The following is a 23,678-nucleotide window of genomic DNA, read 5'->3' on the forward strand; positions in this document are numbered from 1 at the left end:
CTCCTTACTACCACATGGGTTAGCGCTATTTATTATTCAAATATTTATTAAATAACCTAATTTCATACCACTTAAATAAATCAGTAGTTAATATGATTAAACCGGCAATTCCGACGCAATACGCCAATGAACAGAGCTAACGCTACGCTCCAAACTTACGCGGCAAACAATACTTTCAATTTCTTTTTGTTCTGCTGGCGTTGCCATAATTTCAGCGCAGACTTCTAACTGGCCAGGCCTTGCAATATCGGCACTACAAAGTGACTGTAGCCGCAATGCCACACCATTTAGTGCCTGTAAAATCAAGGTACGCACCAAGACTTCATCTTCCGCACCGCAGGTGACTTGAATCCGATATCGAACCGCTAAATCGACAGCTTGTTGCTGAGGTTGCATATTAATCCGCTGCGCGGCTTCACGTAGCAATATATTGGCACATAGAATAACGGCGGTTGCAGCAACGGCATTCCAATACAGCCCTAGCCCACAAAGCACACCGATTCCCGCTGAGCACCACAACGTTGCAGCTGTGTTCAGCCCCCTAATATTCATGCCTTCACGCATAATAACGCCAGCCCCAAGGAAACCGATCCCGGAGACCACTTGAGCAGCAATTCGCCCAGGGCTATCTGGAGATGTCGCATAAGAGCTGAGAATAAATACCGCAGCTCCAGTTGCGACTAATGCATTGGTCCGTAAACCAGCCATTCGTTGACGCCATTGTCTTTCAGCACCAATTAGTGCGCCCAGACACATCGCCAGTAATAAATTTACGACAAAAGGAGTTAATGCCATGATTCTCTCCATGAATTAATCATTGGTAGAATAATCATGTGCTATTTAGCACACAGGAAATTGTGCTGATATATTCCAAACGGAATATCAGCAATAACCAGTGTTAGTGCCTGGAGGAAAGAGTGCGTGGTTATTAAATACCATAATAAAAACCCGAATTAATACCCTCGACGAAAATCATCGAGTTAAATCATTATTGGGTATGCACAGCTCAGAGAAATACAGAGAGGGTGCTGCCCGCCATTTTTCGGCAAGCAACAAATCGGTTGGAAGATGAGTTAGCTTGCCTTGCTTATTTGACTACTACTTTGCGTATCCATTAGTTTCTCCACCGAAATTTTTCAAGATTATAGTTGTGGGTGATAGCTATGTAAAGGTTATATTTCTAAACAAAACCTAAACCAATTCCCGTCAGTTAAATAATAAGAATAATATTAAGAATATTGTTTTTTTTAATTTTACTATATCGCCATATTTCATATTCATCAGAGTCAGGCGAATAGCTATGCCAGTTACTACACTGTAAACGTCACGCCGTCACTGGAGTTTTTCATGACTGCACCACTCACACGCCCCAATAACGTTATCAAGCATACCGTGGCATTGGAGGCTATCAGCCTCATCGCTAGGAAAAGCTACAGCACTGTGGCAACAATAACCTCATTCCCCGACCTGCACCATAGCATGCAGAGCTAGGGAAAATCCTGTATCAAGTCATTGACACAATTACAGAAATACAATGAACCCTTTAGTTCAAATTGCGATCCCGATCTCATTAATAACCCTAACTATTTCAGGCCCGTTGCCGATAGGTTCTTAAAGGACTGTGAAGATTATTTCAAATATAGGGGTGGATTAACTTTAAGTAGCGATGCCTACATCCGAAGTCACTGATGTTGCCATCCGTCAGTTAGCGGCACGGTAGCACCCAGTCAGGATATAGCAGGCAAGGACCTTTCCTCGAGCGACTATAGAAACGGAACTAACAATGAAACGTGGAAGTACGCATAAGCCATCGGATATAAAAATAACGCCAGAACATAATAAAGATACGAAAGTATCGTTTGTGAATAATATGCGTCTGGTCACTTTGTTTATCGCCATTTTGGCGGGAATACTGCTTTTATTTGCCGCAGCAATTGGTACATCGAGCTACTTTTTAAAACAAAGTAACCAGTCGCTAGAAGAAGCAACGCAAGAACTGGACATCCGTCTGGGCCTATCTAACAGCTCAAACCACCTGCGTACTGCACGCCTTATTTTGATTCAAGCTGCATCCGCGGCACGTATCGGTGATAGCCAAGGTTACCAACAGGGCCTAAAAAACGCAGAAAGTCTTATTGCTCAATCACAGCAGATGTTTAACCTCTACTATAATCGCCCGATTAAATCGGAGACCGACACAGCCTTAGATGCACCGCTGAAAAAAGCTTATGAAGAGTATCGCGACGATGGGATGAAACTCATGCTGGACGCGACTAAAGAGGGACATTTTGAAGAGGTAATTTCGCTAGAGGCGGAAAAACTCAATCAGCTAGATGACGCATATAATGAGCCACTGCTGAAAGCGGTTAAATATCGTACAGACCGCGCCAATCAAATTAATTTATCCGCGCAACAGGAAGCTCGACTTGGCTATATTCTGATGGGAGGAGCCTTTATTCTCGCGTTGCTGCTAACCGTCATTGCTTTCTTAGTCATCAGCAAAGTCATTATTAAACCTATTAACTGGCTAGTAGAGAGAATTCAACGCATTGCTCAAGGAGATTTGACACAGGATTCAGTCTCATTCGGGCGTAATGAAATTGGTGTATTGGGTAACAATATTCAGCAGATGCAAGATTCACTTTCCTCCACGGTCGAAGCCGTTCGCAGCAGTGCTGAATCCATCTATCAAGGTTCCAGTGAAATTGCATTGGGCAATACTGACCTCTCAGCACGAACCGAGCAGCAAGCGGCCTCACTTGAGCAGACTGCGGCCAGCATGGAGCAACTAACTGCCACCGTGAAACAGAATGCGGAAAATGCACACCATGCCAGCCAGCTGGCAGCTAACGCATCAGGTAAAGCGGCTCAAGGCGGTGATATCGTCAATGACGTCGTCAGCACGATGGACAAAATATCCCTCAGCTCGATGAAAATTGCTGAAATTACAAATGTCATTAATAGCATTGCCTTCCAAACCAATATTCTGGCATTAAATGCGGCGGTTGAAGCTGCTCGCGCAGGTGAACAAGGACGCGGATTTGCAGTGGTCGCCAGTGAAGTACGCAATCTGGCGCAGCGCAGTGCCGATGCAGCTAAAGAGATAGAATCACTCATTGAGGCGTCAGTTGATCTCATTGGTGATGGTTCAATTCTGGTATCTGACGCAGGCAAGACCATGAAAGAGATTGTGACGGCCGTCACCCATGTGACAGATATTATGGGCGAGATTGCATCAGCTTCTGATGAACAAAGTCGGGGTATCAGTCAGGTTGCACAAGCCGTATCCGAGATGGACAATGTTACACAGCAGAATGCCTCTTTAGTGCAAGAAGCATCGGCTGCGGCAGCCTCCCTTGAACAACAAGCTGAAGTATTAACCCAAGCTGTTGCGGTATTCCATCTGAAGGGGCGTAGTTCCTCAACGGCACTTAAAACACCTGCGCCTACGTCAACTGGCCAGCATAAAACCAGTGATAACAAAAAATCAGGCGATGATGCACTGAACTGGGAAACTTTCTAAGTTATGACCGACTGAAATCCAGTCGAAACATAATGAGCAAAGTGACATAAAAAAACCGGAGACTAGGTTATTCACCTTCCTCCGGTTTTTTATTACCGTTTAATAAACGCTCAATAGAGCGTGGGGTTGGTAACCCTACTTATGAAGTGGCTCAACAAAGGTGCCATCATGGCTGTCGATTTCGTTAAAGAACCACACGCCTGCAGGATAATCTTCCAGCGAAACCAAATACATGACGCCTTCGCTAAACTGTTCCACCTCTAGAACAACCCCTTCACGTCGTGGGCCGCCATCGGTTTTTACCGTCACCCGATCATTCACTTTCATGATATTACCTTCGATTAAATCAATGCTGCTAGTGTAGTACAGAATCAGGTGAGAATGATAAGGTTTACGCGCACCCAGTGGTATGCTTTTGTCGAATATATTAAAGGGAAATTTACGGACAGAGAGGACGTTGAGTAAAACAAGAATAAGTACAAAGAAAGAGTTAAGCGGAGATAAATTTTATTTACATCAGAAAGTAAAAAACCCGCCTTAGCGGGTTTTTTTATAATCAGCCAAAGGCCAATTAGATTGCAGTTACGTTTGCTGCAGACGGACCTTTAGCACCGTTCTCGATAGAGAACTGTACGTTCTGGCCTTCAGCCAGGGTCTTGAAGCCTTGATCTTGGATAGCAGAGAAGTGAACGAACACGTCTTTGCTGCCATCAGCTGGAGTGATGAAACCGAAGCCTTTAGACTCGTTGAACCACTTTACTTGACCTTTCATCATGTTAGACATGTGTATTTCCTTTATTAAAAAATTTTGCCACCATGGGCGTGTTATAGCCGGTTATCAGTCGTTACTTATGGAGGCACTATGAAGGAAATTCGTCAGTGAAGAGCTATCAACGATAACGCTTTAAATATGAACCACTTTACTCAAGATGTCGTGCATAAATAGGTCTGTACCACAGGCCGAGACGCATTAACTCATGACCGGCTTTTAATAGCAACTCTTTTTAGCAAGCAAACGGAAGATTCTTGTTCACGTGCCTAAAATAAAACCAAAAAAGCGATTTATTATACTCTTGAGCCTCTATTTTAGGCAGAATAATAACCATGATTATTATTAAATCGTACCAATACGGCCGTGCTTTTAGTCTCAACAGTGCAAAAATATCTTCAACGGCCTATTTTCATCATGTTTGTGGGTAGTCACTAAAAGTTTATCCATTGAATTTGCTATAATTAGTAGCTATCCATACCTAAGAGGAATACATGAAACACAAGTCTGCTACTTTAGATGATGTCGCGCGCCAGGCCGGTGTTTCATATCAAACTGTATCTCGGGTTTTAAACCACGCCCCCCATGTTTCGCCTAAAACCCGTAATAAGGTTGAACTGGCCATGGTCCAGTTAAGCTACGTTCCTAACCGCGTTGCACAACAATTAGCAGGTAAACATAGCCGGACACTGGGGCTGGCCACCACAGATCTCTCTTTACATGCCCCTTCACAAATAGCCGCCGCGATTAAAAGAAAAGCCCGAGAGTTAGAATACAACGTCGTAATTGCCATGGTTGATGACCACAGTGAGGATGCTTGTAAACAAGCTATAAATGAGCTGTTAGCTCAACGAGTTGAAGGCATTTTGGTTAATGTTTCTCTAAAGCCTAAACGTAGCCAAAAAATTGCCGAGCAATGTGCTAATACACCCGTGCTTTTTCTCGATGTAGACCCACAATCCACCGCGTTTAGTGTCTTGTTTGATCCCAAAGAAGGGGCAATTCAGGGAGCTGAATACCTGATTGCATTAGGCCACCAGCACATCGCCTTGATCTGCGGCCCGAAAGACGCTATTTCTTCCCAACTACGCTATCAGGGGTGGCAACAGGCGCTCAATACTGCGTCATTAGCACCGCAGGCGGTCTACCATGGTGAATGGAGTGCGCGCAGTGGTTATCAGGAAACACAAAAACTGATTTCTAGCCATATTCCTTTTAGCGCCATTTTAGTGGCTAACGACCAAATGGCTCTGGGTGTACTGCGAGCATTGCATGAACATCATATCGAAGTGCCAAGTCAGGTTTCTGTCATTGGATATGATGACACCGCAGACAGTGCCTATTTTCAGCCCCCCCTGACCACTATCAGACAGAACTTCAAGCGATTAGGTGAAGAAAGTGTTTCCCGCCTAGTGGTTAGACTGCACCATACAATTACCCCGCCCTCTGAATCTTTGTTATTGGCCACCGAGCTGACAATACGCCAAACAACCGCCCCATTTAATCCCAAAATCCGTAAAAATGAATAAATGCGATCACTCTCGACTATTTAACTCACCACTATTTACTTTACTTTCTGCTGAACTCATCTTGATAGCATCAAATTGTGAGCGCATAACATTTTTCCCTATCGCTAACTAAAATAAGAAAATACCCACAGAATATGAGGCAGATATCATGACGTCACCGCAAAAGGTTCAACATCAGCCTAGACCTACCCTTTCGCAGATTTTATCCCGTAGGGATTGGGAGAATCCGCAGGTGACGCAGTACCATCGCCTTGAAGCTCACCCACCATTCCACAGTTGGCGTGATATCAATTCAGCCCAAAATGACGAGTCTTCACCGCAGAAATTGCTACTTAATGGGCAATGGTCATTTAGCTATTTTACCCAACCCGAGGCAGTGCCAGATTGTTGGGTCGAACAGGACTTACCGGAGGTAGCATCGCTACCTGTTCCAGCTAACTGGCAACTTCATGGTTATGACACGCCGATTTACACCAACGTGCAATATCCCATTCCTGTCGATCCACCACACGTCCCGCAGGAGAACCCAACAGGCTGTTATTCTTATGATTTTACGGTTGAGGCCGACTGGCTATTATCAGGTCAAACCCGCATCATTTTTGATGGCGTGAATTCTGCATTCTATTTGTGGTGCAATGGCCACTGGGTTGGGTATTCGCAAGACAGCCGCCTGCCCGCAGAATTCGATCTCACACCTTACTTAACAGTGGGCAAGAACCGTATTGCTGTTCTGGTGCTACGTTGGAGTGATGGTAGCTATTTGGAAGACCAGGATATGTGGCGTATGAGTGGGATTTTCCGTGATGTTAGCCTGCTGCATAAACCAGATATTCATTTGCGGGATATTCACATTACGACCAATTTATCCCCTGAATTTAGTTCTGCCACTTTAGAGGTGATGGCCGCGATTAATATCCCATCCCTTGAAATTAATAATCCGCAAGTCACCGGAGCTTATCAAGTCCGTGTACAACTTTGGCTGGCTGAGACCTTGGTCACGAGCTTACAGCAACCCCTTGGTACATCGGCAATTGATGAACGAGGCCCTTATACTGATCGTACCCACTTGAAGCTTCGAGTTGAACACCCGTCCTTATGGAGTGCAGAGCAACCCACGCTGTATCGTGCAGTCGTTTCTCTACTGAATCATCAACAAGAACTGATTGAGGCGGAGGCTTATGACGTCGGCTTCCGGCAAGTGACTATTCATCAAGGCCAACTCAAGATAAATGGTAAAGCCGTGCTGATTCGTGGGGTCAATCGCCATGAACATCACCCGCAAACAGGCCAAGCTATAGATGAAAAAAGTATGCTAACAGACATCATTCTGATGAAGCAGCATAACTTTAACGCCGTGCGCTGTTCACATTACCCTAATCATCCATTGTGGTATCGCCTGTGTGACCGTTATGGATTGTATGTTGTTGACGAAGCCAATATTGAAACACATGGTATGCAGCCCATGGGGCGTCTCGCTGATGATCCACAGTGGTTTTCTGCTTTTAGTGAGCGTGTTACCCGGATGGTTCAGCGTGATCGTAACCATCCTTGCATCATTATTTGGTCACTCGGCAACGAATCAGGTCACGGCGCCACCCATGATGCCTTGTATCGTTGGATAAAAACTAACGATCCCACACGCCCAGTTCAGTACGAAGGAGGAGGAGCAAATACTCTGGCAACGGATATTGTTTGCCCAATGTATGCGCGTGTGGATGAAGACCAACCGTTCCCGGCTGTACCGAAATGGTCAATTAAGAAATGGGTTGGCTTACCGAATGAATCTCGTCCATTGATTCTGTGTGAATATGCCCATGCCATGGGTAATAGTTTTGGTGGATTCGCCCGCTATTGGCAGGCATTCCGACAATACCCTCGACTACAAGGGGGCTTTGTTTGGGATTGGGTAGACCAAAGTCTCACTCGTCACGATGAAAATGGGCAGCCCTATTGGGCTTATGGTGGTGACTTTGGTGATACTCCAAATGATCGCCAATTCTGCATGAATGGGCTTGTTTTCCCTGATCGAACCCCTCATCCAAGTCTGTATGAAGCACAATGCGCCCAGCAGTTTTTCCAGTTCAAGCTGCTTAGTACCGAACCCTTGGTGATTAGTGTCGCCAGTGAGTATTTGTTTCGAAAAAGTGACAACGAACATCTCTATTGGCGTATTGAGTCAGAGGGTAAATTAGTGCTGGAAGGGGATTTCCCATTAGAAATACAGCCTGAAAGCACACAACAATACACACTGGCAGCACAATTACCGGCTGTCGATGAAGGCCATACATGGTTGAATGCTGAAGTCAGACAAGTGCAAAAGACGCCTTGGTCGCCAAACAATCATCGCTGTGCCTGGCATCAGTGGCGTTTACCACAGACGATATCTTTCCCTCCTGCTTGTACAGCAAAAGTCTTCACGCCAAATCATCTCCAGTTACACCAGGATGTACATCATATTTGGGTAATACATCAGCATCAGCGTTGGCAGTTCAGTCGCCAAACCGGCCTATTAGAACAGTGGTGGGTCGGGGAAAAGATGATGTTATTGACCCCATTACGTGATCAATTTGTTCGTACACCGCTGGATAATGATATTGGCGTCAGTGAGGCTACTCGTATTGATCCCAACGCTTGGGTTGAACGCTGGAAAAAAGCCGGTATGTATCAACTAGAGCAGCATTGTTTATCACTACAGGCTGATACCTTAGCTCACTCAATACAAATTAGTGCTGAGTATGGCTACACGTTTGCCAACGAGCAGGTATTGTATTCACATTGGCTATACCGTTTTGATCAGCAAGGCCAAATGACCATTGATGTCCGAGTTCAAGTGGCTACATCACTGCCCTCACCAGCAAGAATTGGTATGTGTTGTCAATTATCAGATATCGCAGAAAATGTTAGCTGGTTAGGGCTCGGGCCACATGAAAACTATCCTGACCGCCAGCTTTCCGCGCAATATGGCCGATGGTCGCAACCACTCGAACAAATGCACACCCCCTATATATTCCCAAGCGAAAATGGCTTACGTTGCTATACCCGCCGTCTAGAATACGGAAATTGGCAATTAACAGGTCAGTTCCATTTTGGAATTAGCCGTTACAGCATGCAGCAGCTGATGAATACCAGCCATCAGCACTTACTCAAACCAGAACTAGGCACTTGGTTGAATATTGATGGTTTCCATATGGGGGTTGGTGGCGATGATTCATGGAGTCCCAGTGTGCATATTGATGATTTGCTAACCGATGAAATTTATCAATATCAAGTTAGTTGGAAATACAACACTCAGTAGAAAATAACCCAATAAGGTCAATGACATCCGGGCTTGTAAATAACATGCTCGGATAGTCATAATCCTATAAATTAAATAACAAAATCCAAGTTTGTTATTAATCTCATATAATAAATAAATTATTTAATAATATTTGTAAAAATTAATTCACGGCATAATCACCAAACCTACAAACACTACTTATAGTGTTCATAGTTATATGAACCACCATGTGAATCGTCATTACAGTGCAATAACAAACCCCCAAAGACTTTAACTTAAAAAACAATCATCATAAGTAACAATGAAATAGACAAACATAAAATAAAAAAAATTAATACCAATCATACTTATAACAAAAAGTTAGATACAAACGTAAAGTTATGTATTCCCGCTATTATCATGATTGACATGATGAAGTTTTTTTACAAAATAATATCGCGTGCAATATTTAGTTATTAATTCACCTAAAATTAAACTACCAGCTGAATTTTAGGTGCAGTGGATTTCATTAATAGTGACCACATGCTTACTTTATATTCTTTTTAATTCTGGAGTCTATAAACGTGTACTCACGCAAATATAAATCTAAAACTTTTAGAGCATCAATCTTACCTATCCTCATTAGCAATATAATGTGGTCTGGGTGCAGTATTGCCGGGAACTATAATTTACTTTATACCTCGACAAAAATCGATCCAAAATTATTTAATCTATCTGATGTGATTTATAATGATGGCAACTATAACGCCAACGTCACTATCGATAACCCTAATCAGCCTCTCGTAGTTTACTTCGCAAAATCGGAAAGTGATGGTAAAAGTTATAATATAGGTGACTATTCCATCAATATACATGGTAATAACATATCCAACCCTAATTATTATAATGCTTTCTATGGTCTCACGACCAAAAAAAACAATACCATTTCATTAAACAACTTTAGTTATATAAATAGTCTGACTATTAGCAATGGCCATAATAATAGCACTGCACTGTTAGCCTCTGACGGTTCAAATATCACAATTAACGGTAAAATTCACATCGATTCTCTGGTGGAAATGGATACCAATGGAACAGGTACAGCAACCGCGGCAAACAATGGTCTATATGCAGAAGGCGATGGTACAATTATTACTGCTAATAACGGTGATGTTTATATAAATACCTACACTAAAAATTTCTTGGAGGTATTAGAACATAATAATACTTACCCTGATGGTGGGGCTAAAAGTGATGCAATTAGCGCTAAGTATGGGGGCCAAGTAATCGTTAACCAAACGGGTCAACATAAACTCAATGTGATGGGCAATATGGATCTTGGCGATAATATCACTAACGGTGGGGGTAGTATTACTGCTGTATTCAATGGTACGGGCTCTTATTGGCATGGGCATGAAGTGAACTTCTATGATACGACATCTAACTCGTGGGTCGGAGCATTGGATGTAACTTTAATGAATAAAGCCCATTGGATCCCCGATGAATTAAATGCCGAGATCAGTGTACTAAATCTACAAAAAGACGGTGTGGTTAACTTACATGGCTTTAATTTACATACGAATAAGAGCCAGAATGAGGGTATCAAGATTTATGACTTGAAAGGGCAGGATGGTATTTTCCTTATTGATGTAAATACCAGCAAAACGGATGAACAGTTTAAGAATGGTAGCGACTTTATTGAGGTTGTCAGCAGCAGCACCGGTGGCTCTCACTATATTGAAGCACTGAATATCAACAAACTTGCAGATTTAAGTGAAGATATTTGGATAGCCGATGCTGCCAATAATGTATCTTTTAAGCCTTATGAGCAGGTCGATATCACTAACGAATATGTTTATGATTATAAACCTATAATTCGTTCGGACATTAAAGATGGTGACCCTACAAGCCAATATGGCACCAACTGGTATATTACAGGCGTTGATAAGCAATTGAGTGCACCTAGCGAAGTTGTGATGGCAAATGCCGGGGTTAACTATGCTACAGCGACGGCTCGCCTTGAAATTGATAGCCTCAATAAACGACTCGGTGAATTAAGAAGTGACCAGCAAGAAAATGGACTTTGGCTGCGTTATAAAGGTGGCGAGATGGAAAATAAACATGGAAGTTACTTTAAGAACCAGTATCACTTCTATCAGTTAGGTTATGACAATAAAGATGAATATGAGAATGGAGTCTGGACCAAAGGTATTGCCGCTCATTATCTGAATGGTAAGTCAGAATTTAATTACGGTTCAGGTGATAATAAAAGCTACGGCGGGGCTATTTACGGCTCGTGGAACCGTTTAGAGAAACAAGACTATATCGACTTGGTCCTGAAATATAGTCACCTGAAAAACCACATTGACTACCAAAATACTCTGGGTACAGGTGGGTACGGTGATGGAAGTAACTGGTCTTGGAGTGCAAGTGCTGAATATGGTCGTGAATTCTCACTAGATAACGGAAATTTCATCGAACCTCAAGGTCAGTTGGTTTATACCTACCTGAATAAAACTAACTACACCACCAGCAGTGGGCTAGAAGTCAATCAGGATAATATTAATAGTGTTATTGGTCGTGCCGGGGTTCGTATCGGTCATCGGTTTGAGGACAATAGTAACAGTGATATTTATCTGAAAGCTGATTTACTGCATGAGTTTGCCGGCAATCGCAGCGTTACCGTTAAGGGTAAAGATGCTGTGCTGGTCACCAAACAAGATGGGGACGATAGCTGGATGACTTACGGCATTGGTACCAATATCCAGTTAACAAAAGATAATAACTCCCGTTTCTACCTTGATGTGGAAAAATCCTCTGGGGGAGATATCAACACTAACTGGCAAATCAATGCCGGAATGCGCTGGGAGTGGTAAAACCTTTGCTGTTTAAACCGGGCAACTAAGCCCGGTTTTTTTCTGCGCCGACAATACCTTCAAATACTTACAATTTCGTTATCATATAAGCACATTCTCGCCATGAACTATTTCTATTACGAGACTAATATAGTGACTAATCATTAGTATAACGTCTGACTAAGTCCCTTCATGTTACAAAAGGAATATTATGACATTGCTGAATCCTATCCCAGCTAACATGGTCGCAATTGAAATTACTCAGCCTGGCGGGCCAGAGGTATTAGCCCCGGTTACACGGCCAACACCACTGCCAGCCGCAGGTGAAATTCTGGTTAAGGTGTCTGCTGCGGGCGTAAATCGCCCTGATGTCATGCAGCGCCGTGGGCAATATGCCCCACCGCCCGGTGCATCAGATATTCCTGGTTTAGAGGTTGCTGGTATTGTGGTTGCGACTGCCGCTGATGTTAGTCGATTTAAGATTGGGGACAAAGTGTGCGGACTTATCGCAGGTGGTGGTTATGCCCAATACTGTGTCATACATGAAAGTAATGCCTTACCTATCCCTACAGCTCTTACTGATATTGAAGCCGCATCACTGCCAGAAACATTCTTTACTGTATGGAGTAATCTATTCCAACGCGGCCACTTTACTGCTGGTGAAACAGTATTAATTCACGGAGGATCTTCGGGTATAGGGACTACAGCAATTTTATTGAGCAAAGCATTCGGCGCAAAAACGATTATTGTCACCGTGGGCTCAGAAGAAAAACGTCAAGCATGTTTAGCATTAGGTGCAGATATCGCCATTAATTACCACACAGAAGACTTTGTCGCTGAAACCAAACGAGCCACTGCCGGAAAAGGCGTTGATGTTATTATTGATTTAATTGCTGGAGATTATGTCTCTCGTAACTATGAAGCTGCTGCGATGAATGGCCGCATCGTTCAAATTGGTATCCAGAATGGCAATGCCAAAGATCTTAATCTTATGTTGATGCTGCTAAAACGTCTGACCCACATCGGCTCCACATTACGCTCGCGCAGTGTTGCTGAGAAAGCGGTCATCGCCAAAGAGCTGGAACAGCAAGTTTGGCCATTGCTGGGTAAGAACAAGATGAAACCACAGATATTCCAGACGTTCCCATTAGAAGGTGCAGCAAAAGCCCATGAGTTGATGGAAAGCAGTACGCATATTGGTAAAATTGTCCTGACCGTTTAGCCCTGTTCATATCTCTCATTATCGGTATTGCAAAGGCTTAATCAGGTGAAATCGGCACTCAAGTGATTGCTTTCACCTGATTAATAAATAATATATCCACTGAGCCCGCTAGCTATAACAGTTTTGCAAACTAATTCATCGAATTGATATGCTTAAAATTTAACTTTTCATGCTAATCTATAACAAACCATTATGGTTTAGTTTTTATGAGTTATTAATCACAAGGTCATAATTATGGACATAATTAAAAAAATATTAATCGATGACATCGCAAGAATAAATCAGAAAGAAAATAGAGATGGCCGGTTAAAATTTAACAGCGACTTTGTCTACAAACACCCCTACCTCTGTTTGGCCATGTTGATATCATACTTTTTTGTATTGATTTTGATGTATTTGACGCCTTATTTTGGTACTGGCTATATGATTGCCTTTACTCTGTTCTTCGTATTGATGTCCGCAATTCTTATGATGGAGATCAAACCTGTATTCAAGTTTGAAGATATTGGTATTCTTGATTTACGTGTTTGTTATAACGGCGAATGGTTCTTTAGCCGTGCATTATCGACTCAAGCGATTGATGAGATATTAAATAGCAAAAACATCAGTGATGATTTCAAGCTCCGCTTTAAAAACATTATCAGCAATAAAGGTGAAATAGACTTTTACGATGTTTATGATTTAGCCTATTTGCAAAAAAAATCTATGCGAACCAATAGCCTGAATGAGACCTCGTCGTTAGCCAGCACCTCTGCAATTAGGCATTAATCCTCCTATAGACAAACTCATACCCTAGTCACTCTAGAGGGTATGAGTTTATATTTTAGCTACGATATCTTTTTAGATGATGGGTTCATCATGACTGTTATTGAGATTATGCCTGCTCTTCATCGGCTTAACACTCAATCGTCAATTTATTTTTTATTCAATCAACATCATCTTTTTGCAAGGAAAATATCGTTAATAAATCAAAATGATGCCTATAATAACACCATTATACCTAATAATAAGAGGTGTGGTGGGTATGGATAAAATTGACGAAAAATTGATTGCCATTTTAGCTGAGAATGCTCGGATATCCCTGAAAGACCTATCTCAACAAGTCTGTCTCTCCTCTCCCAGTACATCCGAACGTCTACGACGTCTTGAAGACCGTAATATCATTCGCAGCTATACATTAGACTTGGACCAACGGGCTTTCGGTTATGGTCTGCAGGCTATTGCTCGTGTCAAACCTATAGCAGGAATGCTGTACGTAACGGAAAAAATGATTCAGGAGACTCTTGAGTGTGTTGAATGTGACAAAGTTGCTGGCGACGATTGCTTTGTTAGCCGTTTATATATCCACTCAATGGAACAATTAGATGCAATCATTGATCGCTGGTCAGAATACGCAGAAATCCAGACTTCAATTGTCAAATCGACCCCAATTTTAAGGCGACACCCCCCTTTAATGCAGTTGTCTAAGGCAAGCAAAATCTGAAATCTGTGCCATAGCCCTCACATTATCTATAATAAAAAGTTATGATTGAGATGCATAATATTTAAAAGCGGATAATTGATGAGCAACCATAATCAAAGTCATACGTCAGATTCATCGATTCTTACGCTCCCATACAGCCGTTGGGATCACCGTGAAATTGAAAGTACCAATGCCATTGATGCACTGGAACAAGGTAAAGTGCTGTTTTTACCTCATCTGACTTTCGAGTTGAGTGAACAGGAAAAACTGTTGCTTGACCCGGCACTCGTTGATGTTAAACGCAAAAACATTAGCTTTAAGCCGTTGGAGGGGACACTGAGCGGCGTCACCGATGAAAGTAAAATAGCCTTAACCCGCCAGCTACTTGAGCGCTATTACCAAAATTGTCTTAGCCTAGTAAACCAGCTCCTCCCAGAGTACACCGCGGCCCTGCACAGCCCGACCAACAGCCTGCGCTTACATCCTGTCACCGCCTGGCGTGATAAAACATCATGGCGCAAAGATGATAGTCGTTTACATGTTGATGCTTTCCCTTCGCGGCCTAATTATGGTGAGCGAATCATGCGAATCTTCACCAATATCAATCCTCATGGTGAACCCCGCTCATGGCGCGTCGGGGAAGACTTTACACAACTCGCCAGTCGCTATTTGCCACAACTTGGCAGTTATTCCCCCATTAGCAGTTGGCTGCAACATAAAGTCGGTATCACCAAACGCCGTCGTAGCCACTACGACCATCTGATGCTCCAACTGCACGATAAAATGAAAGCCGACTTGGATTATCAAAAAAATGGCCAGCAGCAAGCCATTGACTTCCCATCAGGCAGTAGTTGGATCTGCTTTTCAGATCAAACACCTCACGCGGCAATGGGGGGCAATATATGTTGGAACAGACATTCCTACTACCGGTTGACGGTATGAAAGACCCCCAGCAATCGCCACTAAAAATATTAGAATCACTAACACAGAAGGCACTGATATAAGTCAGCGCTTTCTATCGATACAGACTGTGATAAATCCGGCTTATTAACGGATTTATCACAGCTATAGGCCCTATGATATAGACCGAAAACTAACTATAAAAAAAATGCTTTTCAGACTTGATCACAGAGAAAAAAATAAATATCATTTTTACCGCAATAGAAACCAACTCTATAATAGTTTGACCTGAGGCAAAGAAATTGACCTCATCGAGTGTAGCCTATATCGGGCAGTTATTTAGCCATCCATTTTTTCGGCTATAGGTATATATCTTAGATACTGGTTTGATTTTATGGGCGGATTATTCACCCGATAGTTGTTAAACCTTATCGGATAACTATTGGAGGTTAATATGGTTAAAGTCTATGACAGAAACAGAAACCAAATTATCCCAGGCAAACGTGTCATGGTTGCGCAAACTGGGGAGATTGACGTAGCAAAAGCTATCCATACGGAAGGCCTGGGGCCAGTACAAGCAGAGCGAGCACCAGTTGTAGAGTTACAGCAAACGGGTGAGCGCTATGTTCCGTTCGATTTAGTCAGACTCGGTTAATTGTTTATTGCACATAGCATTTTGGTAAATTAAAACCTCACTTTATTAGTCTCGGTACTTATATGCCGGAGTAAGCCTATATTTTCTAGGCAGCTCCGGCCGTTACCATTTATATAGTACAAACATCTATTAGAATTCAATTAATAACTAAACTCAACGACCATAACGCTGTATATATAACACGTTCAGAAATGATTAACTTATCCGGTAGGTATTATTACTCACCAGATAAGTTTACGTTAAATATGGCAAGCTGGCTCAATCATTTTAGCCACTTTCTTTTGGAAGGTCTCAAGTTGACACAGTTTGTTATCACCCGTATTTTCACACTCTTCAACCGTGATTGGAACAATACCTGCAGGATTATTTTTTAGGTCTAACTTTTCAGCACCCCTTAACTGATCCATCGTTTGGTAGAACATTTTCACCGCGACATAACGCTGATGATTATCAGGATTCTGCCATAGCTCAAATACCAATCCCCCTCCTGGCGGAGTATTATCAGGTTGCTGCGGCAATTGCCAATTCGCCCCCAACACTCCGGCAATATTAGCAATATTGGTATCATGTCCCCCGAGGAAAAGTACTTTAGTTTGTGGTGATAACGGCAGTTTTTGCCCTTGAGCATCACGTTGTAACAGCAATGCTGTCTCAATTTGTTGCAGCAACGGCGTTCCTTTATGGCGTGCGATGTAAGGCGTCTTAGCCATTAAATCAAATTGCACATTATGTAGCGATAATAGTGAAGCCCAATTCTCTGCCCCATTGAGTCTATGCCAGGCAACATCAGGCATGGCTTGTGAGTTTTGTAACAGGAATATTTCACCCAACGTTGATGACAATGCCAAAGGGCCACTCAGTGAGACTTTGGTCCCTGCCTTATTTACCGTGATTTCATTAGCGGCGAAAGTGGCGAAATCACAAGTTTTTCCTGTTTGTTGTAGCGACTGACAGTAAGGGGATGCAGAAAAATTCAATATCTCCCCCATCTGAGCAAAAGGTTTCGCGTAACGCTGACTCAACGTGTTTAGTGGCCCCCCCAACCGCTCCTCAACCGCTTTATGAGTTTGGGTTGAATCTAACTGACAGACTCCGGCCTCAACGGGATGAAATAGCGGGTCAATTTTCTTCAAATCAGCCTGATAATGTACTGTGAGGCCACACCCCGGCGCGATCCCATCTAAAAAGGCTTGTCCCGTTAAGCGAGTGCGCTGGTCAACATCTGCTTGTGCATAAATGGCCCCATCCGCTGGACACCCCATAGGTAGCAACCCTTGATGACGGAAATAATCGCCATAAAAGCCCCCCATCAGTGTTACCAATTCTGCGCCTCGGGGGGTTAAATACCCTGCTTTTACAGGCCATTGCGGCCACTTATCAGGGGTAACATCATTCATTAGCTGTGTTTGTTTTGTCGGAGAGCGAACACCGTGACGGCTCAAAATGACTACGCGCTCCAAAGTGTAACCGGTGGGTGGTGCGACAACCGGTGCAGCACTGAGAGTAAAGCTACCGAGTACCAAAGTGAGTGCGGATAACCGCAAACTCTTTTTTGTGACTGTCATAATTTTATATCCTTATTAAAACTACGAATATTTTTTGCCCTATCGAGTATGGTCGACGATACCTCACCTCACAATGTACAAAACGATAAACAGCCCTAGCCTACTGATACTGACTGCGGCGAAAAAATTTGTGTTGGAACACGCTAAATATGATTCGCTTCTCATTGTTAGAATGATAATTAGCCGATTATGTAATTAACAATGTTTATACTTAAGGAGGCCACAGACCGTTTTACTCCCGGTCAAAATCTCGCGTATTAGGGCTGATGGAGATAGCCCATAATCCGGCAGTCATTACATTAATAAATCATAAGGAGTCTGACATGCGGAAAGCAGGCGATATCGACAGAGTCATGTCGGCCAGACAACTTCCCAACAAAGCTGTGGCCCTGATTCTTGCAGGTGGCCGCGGCTCACGCCTTAAAGACCTTACGTCTGTCCGAGCAAAACCAGCCGTTCACTTCGGCGGGAAATACCGCATTATCGACTTCGCATTATCTAATTGCCTTAATTCAGGCATTCGCCGTATTGGTGTGATAACGCAATATCAATCCCATACCTTGGTACAACATATTCAGCATGGTTGGTCATTTCTCAGTGAAGAGATGAATGAATTTGTTGATTTATTACCCGCACAACAGCGTCAAGGGCGGGAACATTGGTATACCGGCACGGCAGATGCCGTGTTTCAAAATCTAGATATCATCCGCCGCTATCGTGCTGAATATGTCGTGATTTTGGCAGGGGATCATATTTATAAGATGGATTACTCGCGCATGTTGCTGGATCACGTCGAAAGCGGCGCAGCCTGCACGGTGGCTTGTATTGAAGTCCCTAAGGAAGAAGCGACGGCTTTCGGTGTAATGGAGGTCTCCGAAGATTTACAAGTGAAAATGTTCTGGGAAAAACCCGAAGACCCACCAACTCTACCGGGTAAACCGGACCGCAGTCTGGCCAGTATGGGGATTTATGTGTTTAATGCAGAATTCCTGTTTGGCCTGCTTGAGATTGATCATGCTGATGAGAGCAGCAGTCACGATTTCGGCAAAGATATTTTGCCAAAAATCACCGAACAAGGTCATGTTTGGGCGCATCCCTTCTCGCTATCCTGTGTTTCTACTTCGCCAGATGCCCCTGATTATTGGCGTGATGTCGGAACATTAGATGCCTATTGGCAAGCAAACCTCGATCAAGCGGCTGTGACCCCTGAACTGGATATGTATGACTCTCATTGGCCGATACGTACCTATGCCGAGCCATTACCACCGGCAAAATTTGTTCAGGACCGTTCTGGCAGCCACGGCATGACCATGAATACATTAGTTTCTGGTGGCTGTTTTATCTCCGGATCCGTAGTGGTCAACTCCGTGTTGTTTTCCAGAGTTCGTGTGAACTCATTTTGCAATATTGATTCCTGCGTATTGCTGCCCGACGTCAATGTAGGGCGCTCTTGTCGATTGAAACGCTGTGTTATTGATCGCGCCAGCACCCTTCCTGAAGGAATGGTCATTGGTGAAAACGCAACTGAAGATGCGCGCCGTTTCTATCGTTCGGAAAATGGTATTGTCCTTGTCACCCGAGAGATGCTGGCGAAATTGTAAAGGTGACCGGACATGGACAAGCCGAGAATAATTTATATAATCAGGCCAAACAAATGAAAGGGTTTGATTATGTCATTTACTGAATGGGTTATTCTGGGTGTGGTGATTGGTTGTGCTGTGGGCGCCTTACTGAAGATTTTTGGTAAGAAAAAAGACAACTAACCTGTTCAGTTCACTGAATCAATAACATGAGACGGTACGTCATAGTGCCGTCTCTTTTTGTATCGCCAAGTCACCTAGCCAAAACCAAATCAATCAACGGCGCACTCACCATCACCAACCACAATAATAGAGCGCTGCCTATGGCACGACGCAACAGTTTAGTCGCTCCCCTCCAGCGTGAATCAAGTGCGCGGCCTGCTGCTAATTTTTCACCCCAAAGTTGCTGTAATGCAGCATCAATATGTTCTGTTTGTGGCTCGCAGGTATACAACAAAGCAAAAAGACGCTCATCTAGCCATAAACGCCAGCAATAGTAATGCGTTACGCCCGCAAGCAGCAATAACAGTGCAGCAACCCAACTCTCCGCCCCCCATAAAGCAAATATAATGGGGGGTAGCGTCAGCGCAGCCAAATAGCGCCAACTGGCAAGATGAATGGTCAAAACCTGCCCTGCTACAGGATGATTTAGCATGCTATATTCCTTTTTTGCCATAGGGCAAGCGCCTGCAGATGCCGTGGCTGCAATACCACTTGCGGGCGAACTTGTTGCAGCAACTCTGCCGCCGCCAGTGGCGTCACTGCCCATTTATTGTCCAATAACCATGCCGCAATCACCAATGCACTGCGCGACATACCGAGCGCACAATGGACCAAAACCGTACCATGCTGTTGATGAAGTTGATGAAGAGCATCGACTGCCCGTGCAAGTTGCTCTTGGCTCGGCACCACCAAATCCATCAGCGGGCAGCACTTATAGGGTCGATTCAAGCTATGCCGGCTACGGCTAAATTCCGCTGTGACATCCAACACGCTGGCCTGCAATAGAGGTGCTCGTGGGTAACTGCCGATAAATACCCCTCCTGCGACTTCTATTGCTGAAGGTAATTGGCGAGTGAACCCATACATCGAGAGCCACGCCCCCAGCCGATAAGGCCATAGTAGCAAGTAGGCAGACGGTGAAATTCTGCCATTTTCCTGCTTTTGAAATACCCCGGCCCCGCAACTGCGATACCCAACGGCCACCGCAAGTAACGCCAACGCGGGCCACCCCAATATTGACCAGCCATTTCCCAGCCACAATGCAGCCCCGCCCACCAGTAACGCACCACCGCCATACCAACGTGCTAATTTCAGTGATGAATGGCACGGGCGTTGCCAGCACCAACTGCTATTTATTGGGATCAGATAGCTGACAACCACGCCCACGGCTAACCCGGTAACAATATCAATCACATGATGCTGCCAAGTGGTCAAAACGGATATTGCAATCAAGACAAACCAGCCACTCATTAACCAACGTAAAATCCCTTGGCAGTGTGGCCAGAAGCGCAACCATAACAACCAAGCCAGCATAATATGCAATGAAGGGGCCTGATTGTATGGTAAATCAAACAGTTCCAACTGTTGAAACAACCAACCGAAGGGTCCGTCAGTGATGGGCCGTACAAAACTGAACTTAAGTGGAAATAACAGAAAACCGAGGCAAGCCACCAACGATGCCATCACCAAACGCCATGCATGACGAGTTTGCTCTCGTAGCGAAGTACAGATGAACAATGACAAGCCATAGAGCAGATCAATGCTCCAATAGGGCACTATTGTCCAAGGCAAAAAAGGAATATGGTGCTCCCACCCAAACACTACACTGCCCACCCCAATGCGGCTGGCCGTGAAATGGTTGGTCTGGCCATAACTGATAAAGAATAGCGGCCCCAGTAACAACAGCCATAGCACAGCTCGCCGCCAGATTTGCCGACGGCGAGCCACACCGTTAACCTCAGTCATGGGCACGACGAACCGCTAATGACACGGTAAAAATACCCCATTCATCAATCAGTTGATGACATTTATCAAAGCCGGCCTGTTCGACAAGGGCATCCATCTCCCCTTGACTACGCACCCGCATCACCCACGGCTGCCCCCCTTGATGGCTGGTCAATGCGCGCGCAATCATTTTAAGCTGTGGATGCCATGGTTGCCCGGTGTAGACCAGCACACCTCCGGGAGGAACTGCCGCGGCCAGTCCAGCCAATGACGCCTCAATCATCTCATTTTGCGGGAATAGCTCATATAAACCAGAAACAATGGCGAGGGTTGGATTGGGTGTCAAACTCGCCAGATCATCCCGATCAAAAGCATCACCTTTTTCAAAACGGGCAATCTCAGTCAAATTACGCTGGGCAATCATTGCCTGCCCTTTTTCAACATTCAGTTCGCTGTAATCACGTAGCAAAATTTGCTCAACATCAGGCTGATTCGTGAGAGCATCCAACACATAGCGACCATGGCCTGCAGCAATATCGACAATGCGCAGTGGCATCCCTTGTTCACGTAACCGCATAAGCGCCATTTGTATGGTTTGCTGCAAGTGAACTTTACGCATACGAATACCCCGCCAGCCAATGCTATTGAGATATTGTTGGTCGATATATTTTCCGAGAGTGTTCTTGCCCTCCGGCTGGTTACGATAGACATAATCCAGCGTACTACCAGAGTCAAAACCAGTCTCGAACCCTAACCGGACGCCAGTGGCGCTGCTACCTAGCGTCTTCATGCCATAACGTAATGTGCGGTAATACAACCCTTCAGCTGAATAGGATTTTAGCGGCACTTGTAATGCGCGATAGCTATCCGCACTGGCACTCCAGCGGTCTTCATAACGGTAATGGTGAGTGGGCAGCGTTTCGGTATACAGGCGCTCAATAAAAATGCGCATTTTATCAAAGGCCAATTGACGATCTTTTTCACCCAAAGTGTCGTGATAGAAGCCAGGCAATATGTGCTGCTCTTTTACCGGGCTGCGAAGGCGTTGATAAAATCTCTGTTGCGGTGCGCGATGAACCACAAAATCATCCCCAGAAATCAGTAATTGGGTTGGTAATGTGATAGCAGCGGCGTCTTGTACAATTCGCTCGGCGGCGCGGTAGAGATCTAGCAGGATGTTAACCGCAATGGGTCGGCTAACCAGCGGATCGCTATCAAAGCTGGCGACACGCTGGGCATCGTGGGTCAAAAATTTGCCTTTAACATAGGACTTGACGTAAAACAGACCGCGAAAACGGTGCATCAGAGTCAATCCTGGCCGAGCAAATGGCACATACAATTTTACTTTAAATGCTGGTGAAGCCAGAATCATTCCGCGAATTTTCGGCGCATAGTCATGCACCCACGTCGAGACCAGCACTGCTCCCACACTTTGTGCTACCACCATAATATCGTGCATTGACACTTGGCTTTCTACTGCGACAAAGCGGACAAACTCATCAACATCTTGCACTGACCGCGCCAAGCTGGGGCTGTAACCACGATCTCCCGGTGATTTGCCATGTCCTCTGGCATCCCAAGCATAAAATGTCACATCAGGCAGCATCAACTCATCAACAATGTGCTGCAAACGCCCTGAATGCTCATGACCACGGTGAAACAACACAATTACCCGCTTGGTCGGGCTATTTTGCGCTGGCCAACAGCGGTAGAAGAGCGGAACATTATCACTAGTCGTAAAGGTGAGTTCCTGAGCAATACGATGTCCTTGAGTCACGGAATTTTCCTTGTTGCGCGTTGTTGCAGGGTGAGAAACCGCTGCTGTAATTCAGCTCGGAATGTCTGTTTGTCATCATGAAAATAGAAAGGTTTATCAACATAGATATCAATAAAAAAGGGCACCGGGATTCGTTGCCCTTTACCCATCGCTCGCCCCAGCCCATGCATATACACCGCAGTGATTGGCGTAGTGGGAAATTGGCGGCTCAAATACCACAAACCCGATTTGAACGCGGAGAATTTTTCCGGCTCGCCGCGTGTCCCCTCAGGGAACAAGATCACAATTTTATTATTAGACAGCGCATCAATGCAGCCTGCCAGCGGGTCACTGCCCTTGCCTGCCCCACCCCGGGCTACCGGAATAATGCCAATCACTTTGGTTGCAAACCAAGCGATAGCACGGTTACGCAGGAAGTAGTCGGCGGCCGCGACGGGGTGAACCTGCGACAGGGTTGATAAGGGGAATAAGGTAAACAGCGTCAAGATATCCAAATGGCTATTATGATTTGCCACCACAATGGCCGGCCCTTTGAGCGGTAGTTGTTTTCGCTGCCAAACAGACACACCCAGCCATACCAGTACCACCGGATACGCGACACACAACGTAAAAATCCAGCGCAACAGTCGGTTCACGGC

At 44.5% G+C, this 23,678-nt stretch carries 18 protein-coding genes and 1 pseudogene; 11 read left to right on the top strand and 8 right to left on the bottom strand.

What is annotated here, in order from left to right:
• Nucleotides 1–96: 96 nt before the first annotated feature.
• On the bottom strand, nt 97–795 hold the full coding sequence (locus tag ACIOG0_RS13560) for an MgtC family protein (protein WP_050098380.1): 699 nt from the start codon (nt 793–795) through the stop codon (nt 97–99).
• 552 nt (nt 796–1,347) lie between these two features.
• Here ACIOG0_RS13560 and ACIOG0_RS13565 point away from each other — a divergent pair.
• Nucleotides 1,348–1,491 (top strand): hypothetical protein, encoded by a 144-nt coding sequence (locus ACIOG0_RS13565; protein WP_164908320.1) that lies wholly within the window; start codon nt 1,348–1,350, stop codon nt 1,489–1,491.
• A gap of 292 nt (nt 1,492–1,783) precedes the next feature.
• Nucleotides 1,784–3,523 carry a methyl-accepting chemotaxis protein gene (locus ACIOG0_RS13570; protein WP_050098381.1) on the top strand — a complete coding sequence of 580 codons (1,740 nt, stop codon included), beginning with the start codon at nt 1,784–1,786 and terminating at the stop codon, nt 3,521–3,523.
• Between the two features lie 135 nt (nt 3,524–3,658).
• On the opposite strand, the gene dsrB is transcribed toward ACIOG0_RS13570, so the two are convergent.
• Nucleotides 3,659–3,850 (bottom strand): protein DsrB, encoded by a 192-nt coding sequence (dsrB, locus tag ACIOG0_RS13575; RefSeq protein WP_004701013.1) that lies wholly within the window; start codon nt 3,848–3,850, stop codon nt 3,659–3,661.
• 244 nt (nt 3,851–4,094) lie between these two features.
• The gene (gene cspE, locus ACIOG0_RS13580; RefSeq protein WP_002210893.1) at nt 4,095–4,307 is read right to left on the bottom strand and encodes a transcription antiterminator/RNA stability regulator CspE; all 213 of its coding nucleotides are present in this window, start codon (nt 4,305–4,307) and stop codon (nt 4,095–4,097) included.
• Between the two features lie 479 nt (nt 4,308–4,786).
• Here cspE and ACIOG0_RS13585 point away from each other — a divergent pair, with 479 nt between their 5' ends.
• The 8 genes and pseudogenes from ACIOG0_RS13585 (at nt 4,787) to ydfZ (ending at nt 16,171) form a co-directional block, all read left to right on the top strand.
• On the top strand, nt 4,787–5,821 hold the full coding sequence (locus ACIOG0_RS13585) for a LacI family DNA-binding transcriptional regulator (RefSeq protein WP_050140799.1): 1,035 nt from the start codon (nt 4,787–4,789) through the stop codon (nt 5,819–5,821).
• A 148-nt stretch (nt 5,822–5,969) separates the two neighbouring features.
• Nucleotides 5,970–9,116 carry a beta-galactosidase gene (locus tag ACIOG0_RS13590; protein WP_128451040.1) on the top strand — a complete coding sequence of 1,049 codons (3,147 nt, stop codon included), beginning with the start codon at nt 5,970–5,972 and terminating at the stop codon, nt 9,114–9,116.
• Nucleotides 9,117–9,661: 545 nt separating this feature from the next.
• Nucleotides 9,662–11,953: an autotransporter outer membrane beta-barrel domain-containing protein gene (locus tag ACIOG0_RS13595; protein WP_050295514.1), complete on the top strand. Its 2,292-nt coding sequence runs from the start codon at nt 9,662–9,664 to the stop codon at nt 11,951–11,953.
• Between the two features lie 190 nt (nt 11,954–12,143).
• Nucleotides 12,144–13,154 (top strand): NAD(P)H-quinone oxidoreductase, encoded by a 1,011-nt coding sequence (locus ACIOG0_RS13600; protein ID WP_128451041.1) that lies wholly within the window; start codon nt 12,144–12,146, stop codon nt 13,152–13,154.
• 234 nt (nt 13,155–13,388) lie between these two features.
• Nucleotides 13,389–13,922 (top strand): YlaC family protein, encoded by a 534-nt coding sequence (locus tag ACIOG0_RS13605; RefSeq protein WP_050140797.1) that lies wholly within the window; start codon nt 13,389–13,391, stop codon nt 13,920–13,922.
• A 256-nt stretch (nt 13,923–14,178) separates the two neighbouring features.
• Nucleotides 14,179–14,637, top strand: a complete 459-nt coding sequence (locus tag ACIOG0_RS13610) for an Lrp/AsnC family transcriptional regulator (protein ID WP_050295575.1) — start codon at nt 14,179–14,181, stop codon at nt 14,635–14,637.
• A 78-nt stretch (nt 14,638–14,715) separates the two neighbouring features.
• A pseudogene (locus tag ACIOG0_RS13615) lies at nt 14,716–15,620 on the top strand (Kdo hydroxylase family protein).
• Nucleotides 15,621–15,970: 350 nt separating this feature from the next.
• Entirely contained in the window at nt 15,971–16,171 is a 201-nt protein-coding gene (gene ydfZ, locus ACIOG0_RS13620) for a putative selenium delivery protein YdfZ (protein WP_050098388.1), read from the top strand.
• A 239-nt stretch (nt 16,172–16,410) separates the two neighbouring features.
• Here ydfZ and ACIOG0_RS13625 read toward each other — a convergent pair whose 3' ends face one another.
• Complete coding sequence (locus ACIOG0_RS13625; RefSeq protein ID WP_145582007.1) at nt 16,411–17,736, bottom strand: AppA family phytase/histidine-type acid phosphatase; 1,326 nt, start codon at nt 17,734–17,736, stop codon at nt 16,411–16,413.
• A gap of 323 nt (nt 17,737–18,059) precedes the next feature.
• Between ACIOG0_RS13625 and glgC the strand changes: the two genes are divergently transcribed.
• Nucleotides 18,060–19,337 (top strand): glucose-1-phosphate adenylyltransferase, encoded by a 1,278-nt coding sequence (glgC, locus tag ACIOG0_RS13630; protein WP_050098390.1) that lies wholly within the window; start codon nt 18,060–18,062, stop codon nt 19,335–19,337.
• Between the two features lie 232 nt (nt 19,338–19,569).
• Here the strand turns inward: glgC and ACIOG0_RS13635 are convergent, their stop codons facing one another.
• From ACIOG0_RS13635 to ACIOG0_RS13650, 4 genes are read right to left on the bottom strand one after another with little or no spacing between them, the layout of a single operon-like run.
• A complete protein-coding gene (locus tag ACIOG0_RS13635) occupies nt 19,570–19,971 on the bottom strand; it encodes a hypothetical protein (RefSeq protein ID WP_050098391.1) in 402 nt (133 codons plus the stop codon).
• The gene (locus tag ACIOG0_RS13640) at nt 19,965–21,284 is read right to left on the bottom strand and encodes a phosphatase PAP2/dual specificity phosphatase family protein (protein WP_128451042.1); all 1,320 of its coding nucleotides are present in this window, start codon (nt 21,282–21,284) and stop codon (nt 19,965–19,967) included. Before ACIOG0_RS13640 ends, ACIOG0_RS13635 begins: the two co-directional genes overlap by 7 nt.
• Nucleotides 21,277–23,040: a bifunctional alpha/beta hydrolase/class I SAM-dependent methyltransferase gene (locus ACIOG0_RS13645; protein WP_128451043.1), complete on the bottom strand. Its 1,764-nt coding sequence runs from the start codon at nt 23,038–23,040 to the stop codon at nt 21,277–21,279. The genes ACIOG0_RS13640 and ACIOG0_RS13645 overlap by 8 nt, the downstream gene beginning before the upstream one ends.
• A complete protein-coding gene (locus tag ACIOG0_RS13650) occupies nt 23,037–23,675 on the bottom strand; it encodes a 1-acyl-sn-glycerol-3-phosphate acyltransferase (RefSeq protein ID WP_128451044.1) in 639 nt (212 codons plus the stop codon). The genes ACIOG0_RS13645 and ACIOG0_RS13650 overlap by 4 nt, the downstream gene beginning before the upstream one ends.
• Nucleotides 23,676–23,678 lie beyond the last annotated feature (3 nt).

It is taken from the genome of Yersinia vastinensis (assembly GCF_044905075.1).
Classification (GTDB): Bacteria; Pseudomonadota; Gammaproteobacteria; order Enterobacterales; family Enterobacteriaceae; genus Yersinia; species Yersinia vastinensis.

Coding starts and splice junctions, on each gene's coding strand:
- ACIOG0_RS13560 (WP_050098380.1), bottom strand. CDS start 795: ATGGCATTAACTCCTTTTGTCGTAAATTTATTACTGGCGATGTGTCTG.
- ACIOG0_RS13565 (WP_164908320.1), top strand. CDS start 1,348: ATGACTGCACCACTCACACGCCCCAATAACGTTATCAAGCATACCGTG.
- ACIOG0_RS13570 (WP_050098381.1), top strand. CDS start 1,784: ATGAAACGTGGAAGTACGCATAAGCCATCGGATATAAAAATAACGCCA.
- dsrB (WP_004701013.1), bottom strand. CDS start 3,850: ATGAAAGTGAATGATCGGGTGACGGTAAAAACCGATGGCGGCCCACGA.
- cspE (WP_002210893.1), bottom strand. CDS start 4,307: ATGTCTAACATGATGAAAGGTCAAGTAAAGTGGTTCAACGAGTCTAAA.
- ACIOG0_RS13585 (WP_050140799.1), top strand. CDS start 4,787: ATGAAACACAAGTCTGCTACTTTAGATGATGTCGCGCGCCAGGCCGGT.
- ACIOG0_RS13590 (WP_128451040.1), top strand. CDS start 5,970: ATGACGTCACCGCAAAAGGTTCAACATCAGCCTAGACCTACCCTTTCG.
- ACIOG0_RS13600 (WP_128451041.1), top strand. CDS start 12,144: ATGACATTGCTGAATCCTATCCCAGCTAACATGGTCGCAATTGAAATT.
- ACIOG0_RS13605 (WP_050140797.1), top strand. CDS start 13,389: ATGGACATAATTAAAAAAATATTAATCGATGACATCGCAAGAATAAAT.
- ACIOG0_RS13610 (WP_050295575.1), top strand. CDS start 14,179: ATGGATAAAATTGACGAAAAATTGATTGCCATTTTAGCTGAGAATGCT.
- ydfZ (WP_050098388.1), top strand. CDS start 15,971: ATGGTTAAAGTCTATGACAGAAACAGAAACCAAATTATCCCAGGCAAA.
- ACIOG0_RS13625 (WP_145582007.1), bottom strand. CDS start 17,736: ATGACAGTCACAAAAAAGAGTTTGCGGTTATCCGCACTCACTTTGGTA.
- glgC (WP_050098390.1), top strand. CDS start 18,060: ATGCGGAAAGCAGGCGATATCGACAGAGTCATGTCGGCCAGACAACTT.
- ACIOG0_RS13635 (WP_050098391.1), bottom strand. CDS start 19,971: ATGCTAAATCATCCTGTAGCAGGGCAGGTTTTGACCATTCATCTTGCC.
- ACIOG0_RS13640 (WP_128451042.1), bottom strand. CDS start 21,284: ATGACTGAGGTTAACGGTGTGGCTCGCCGTCGGCAAATCTGGCGGCGA.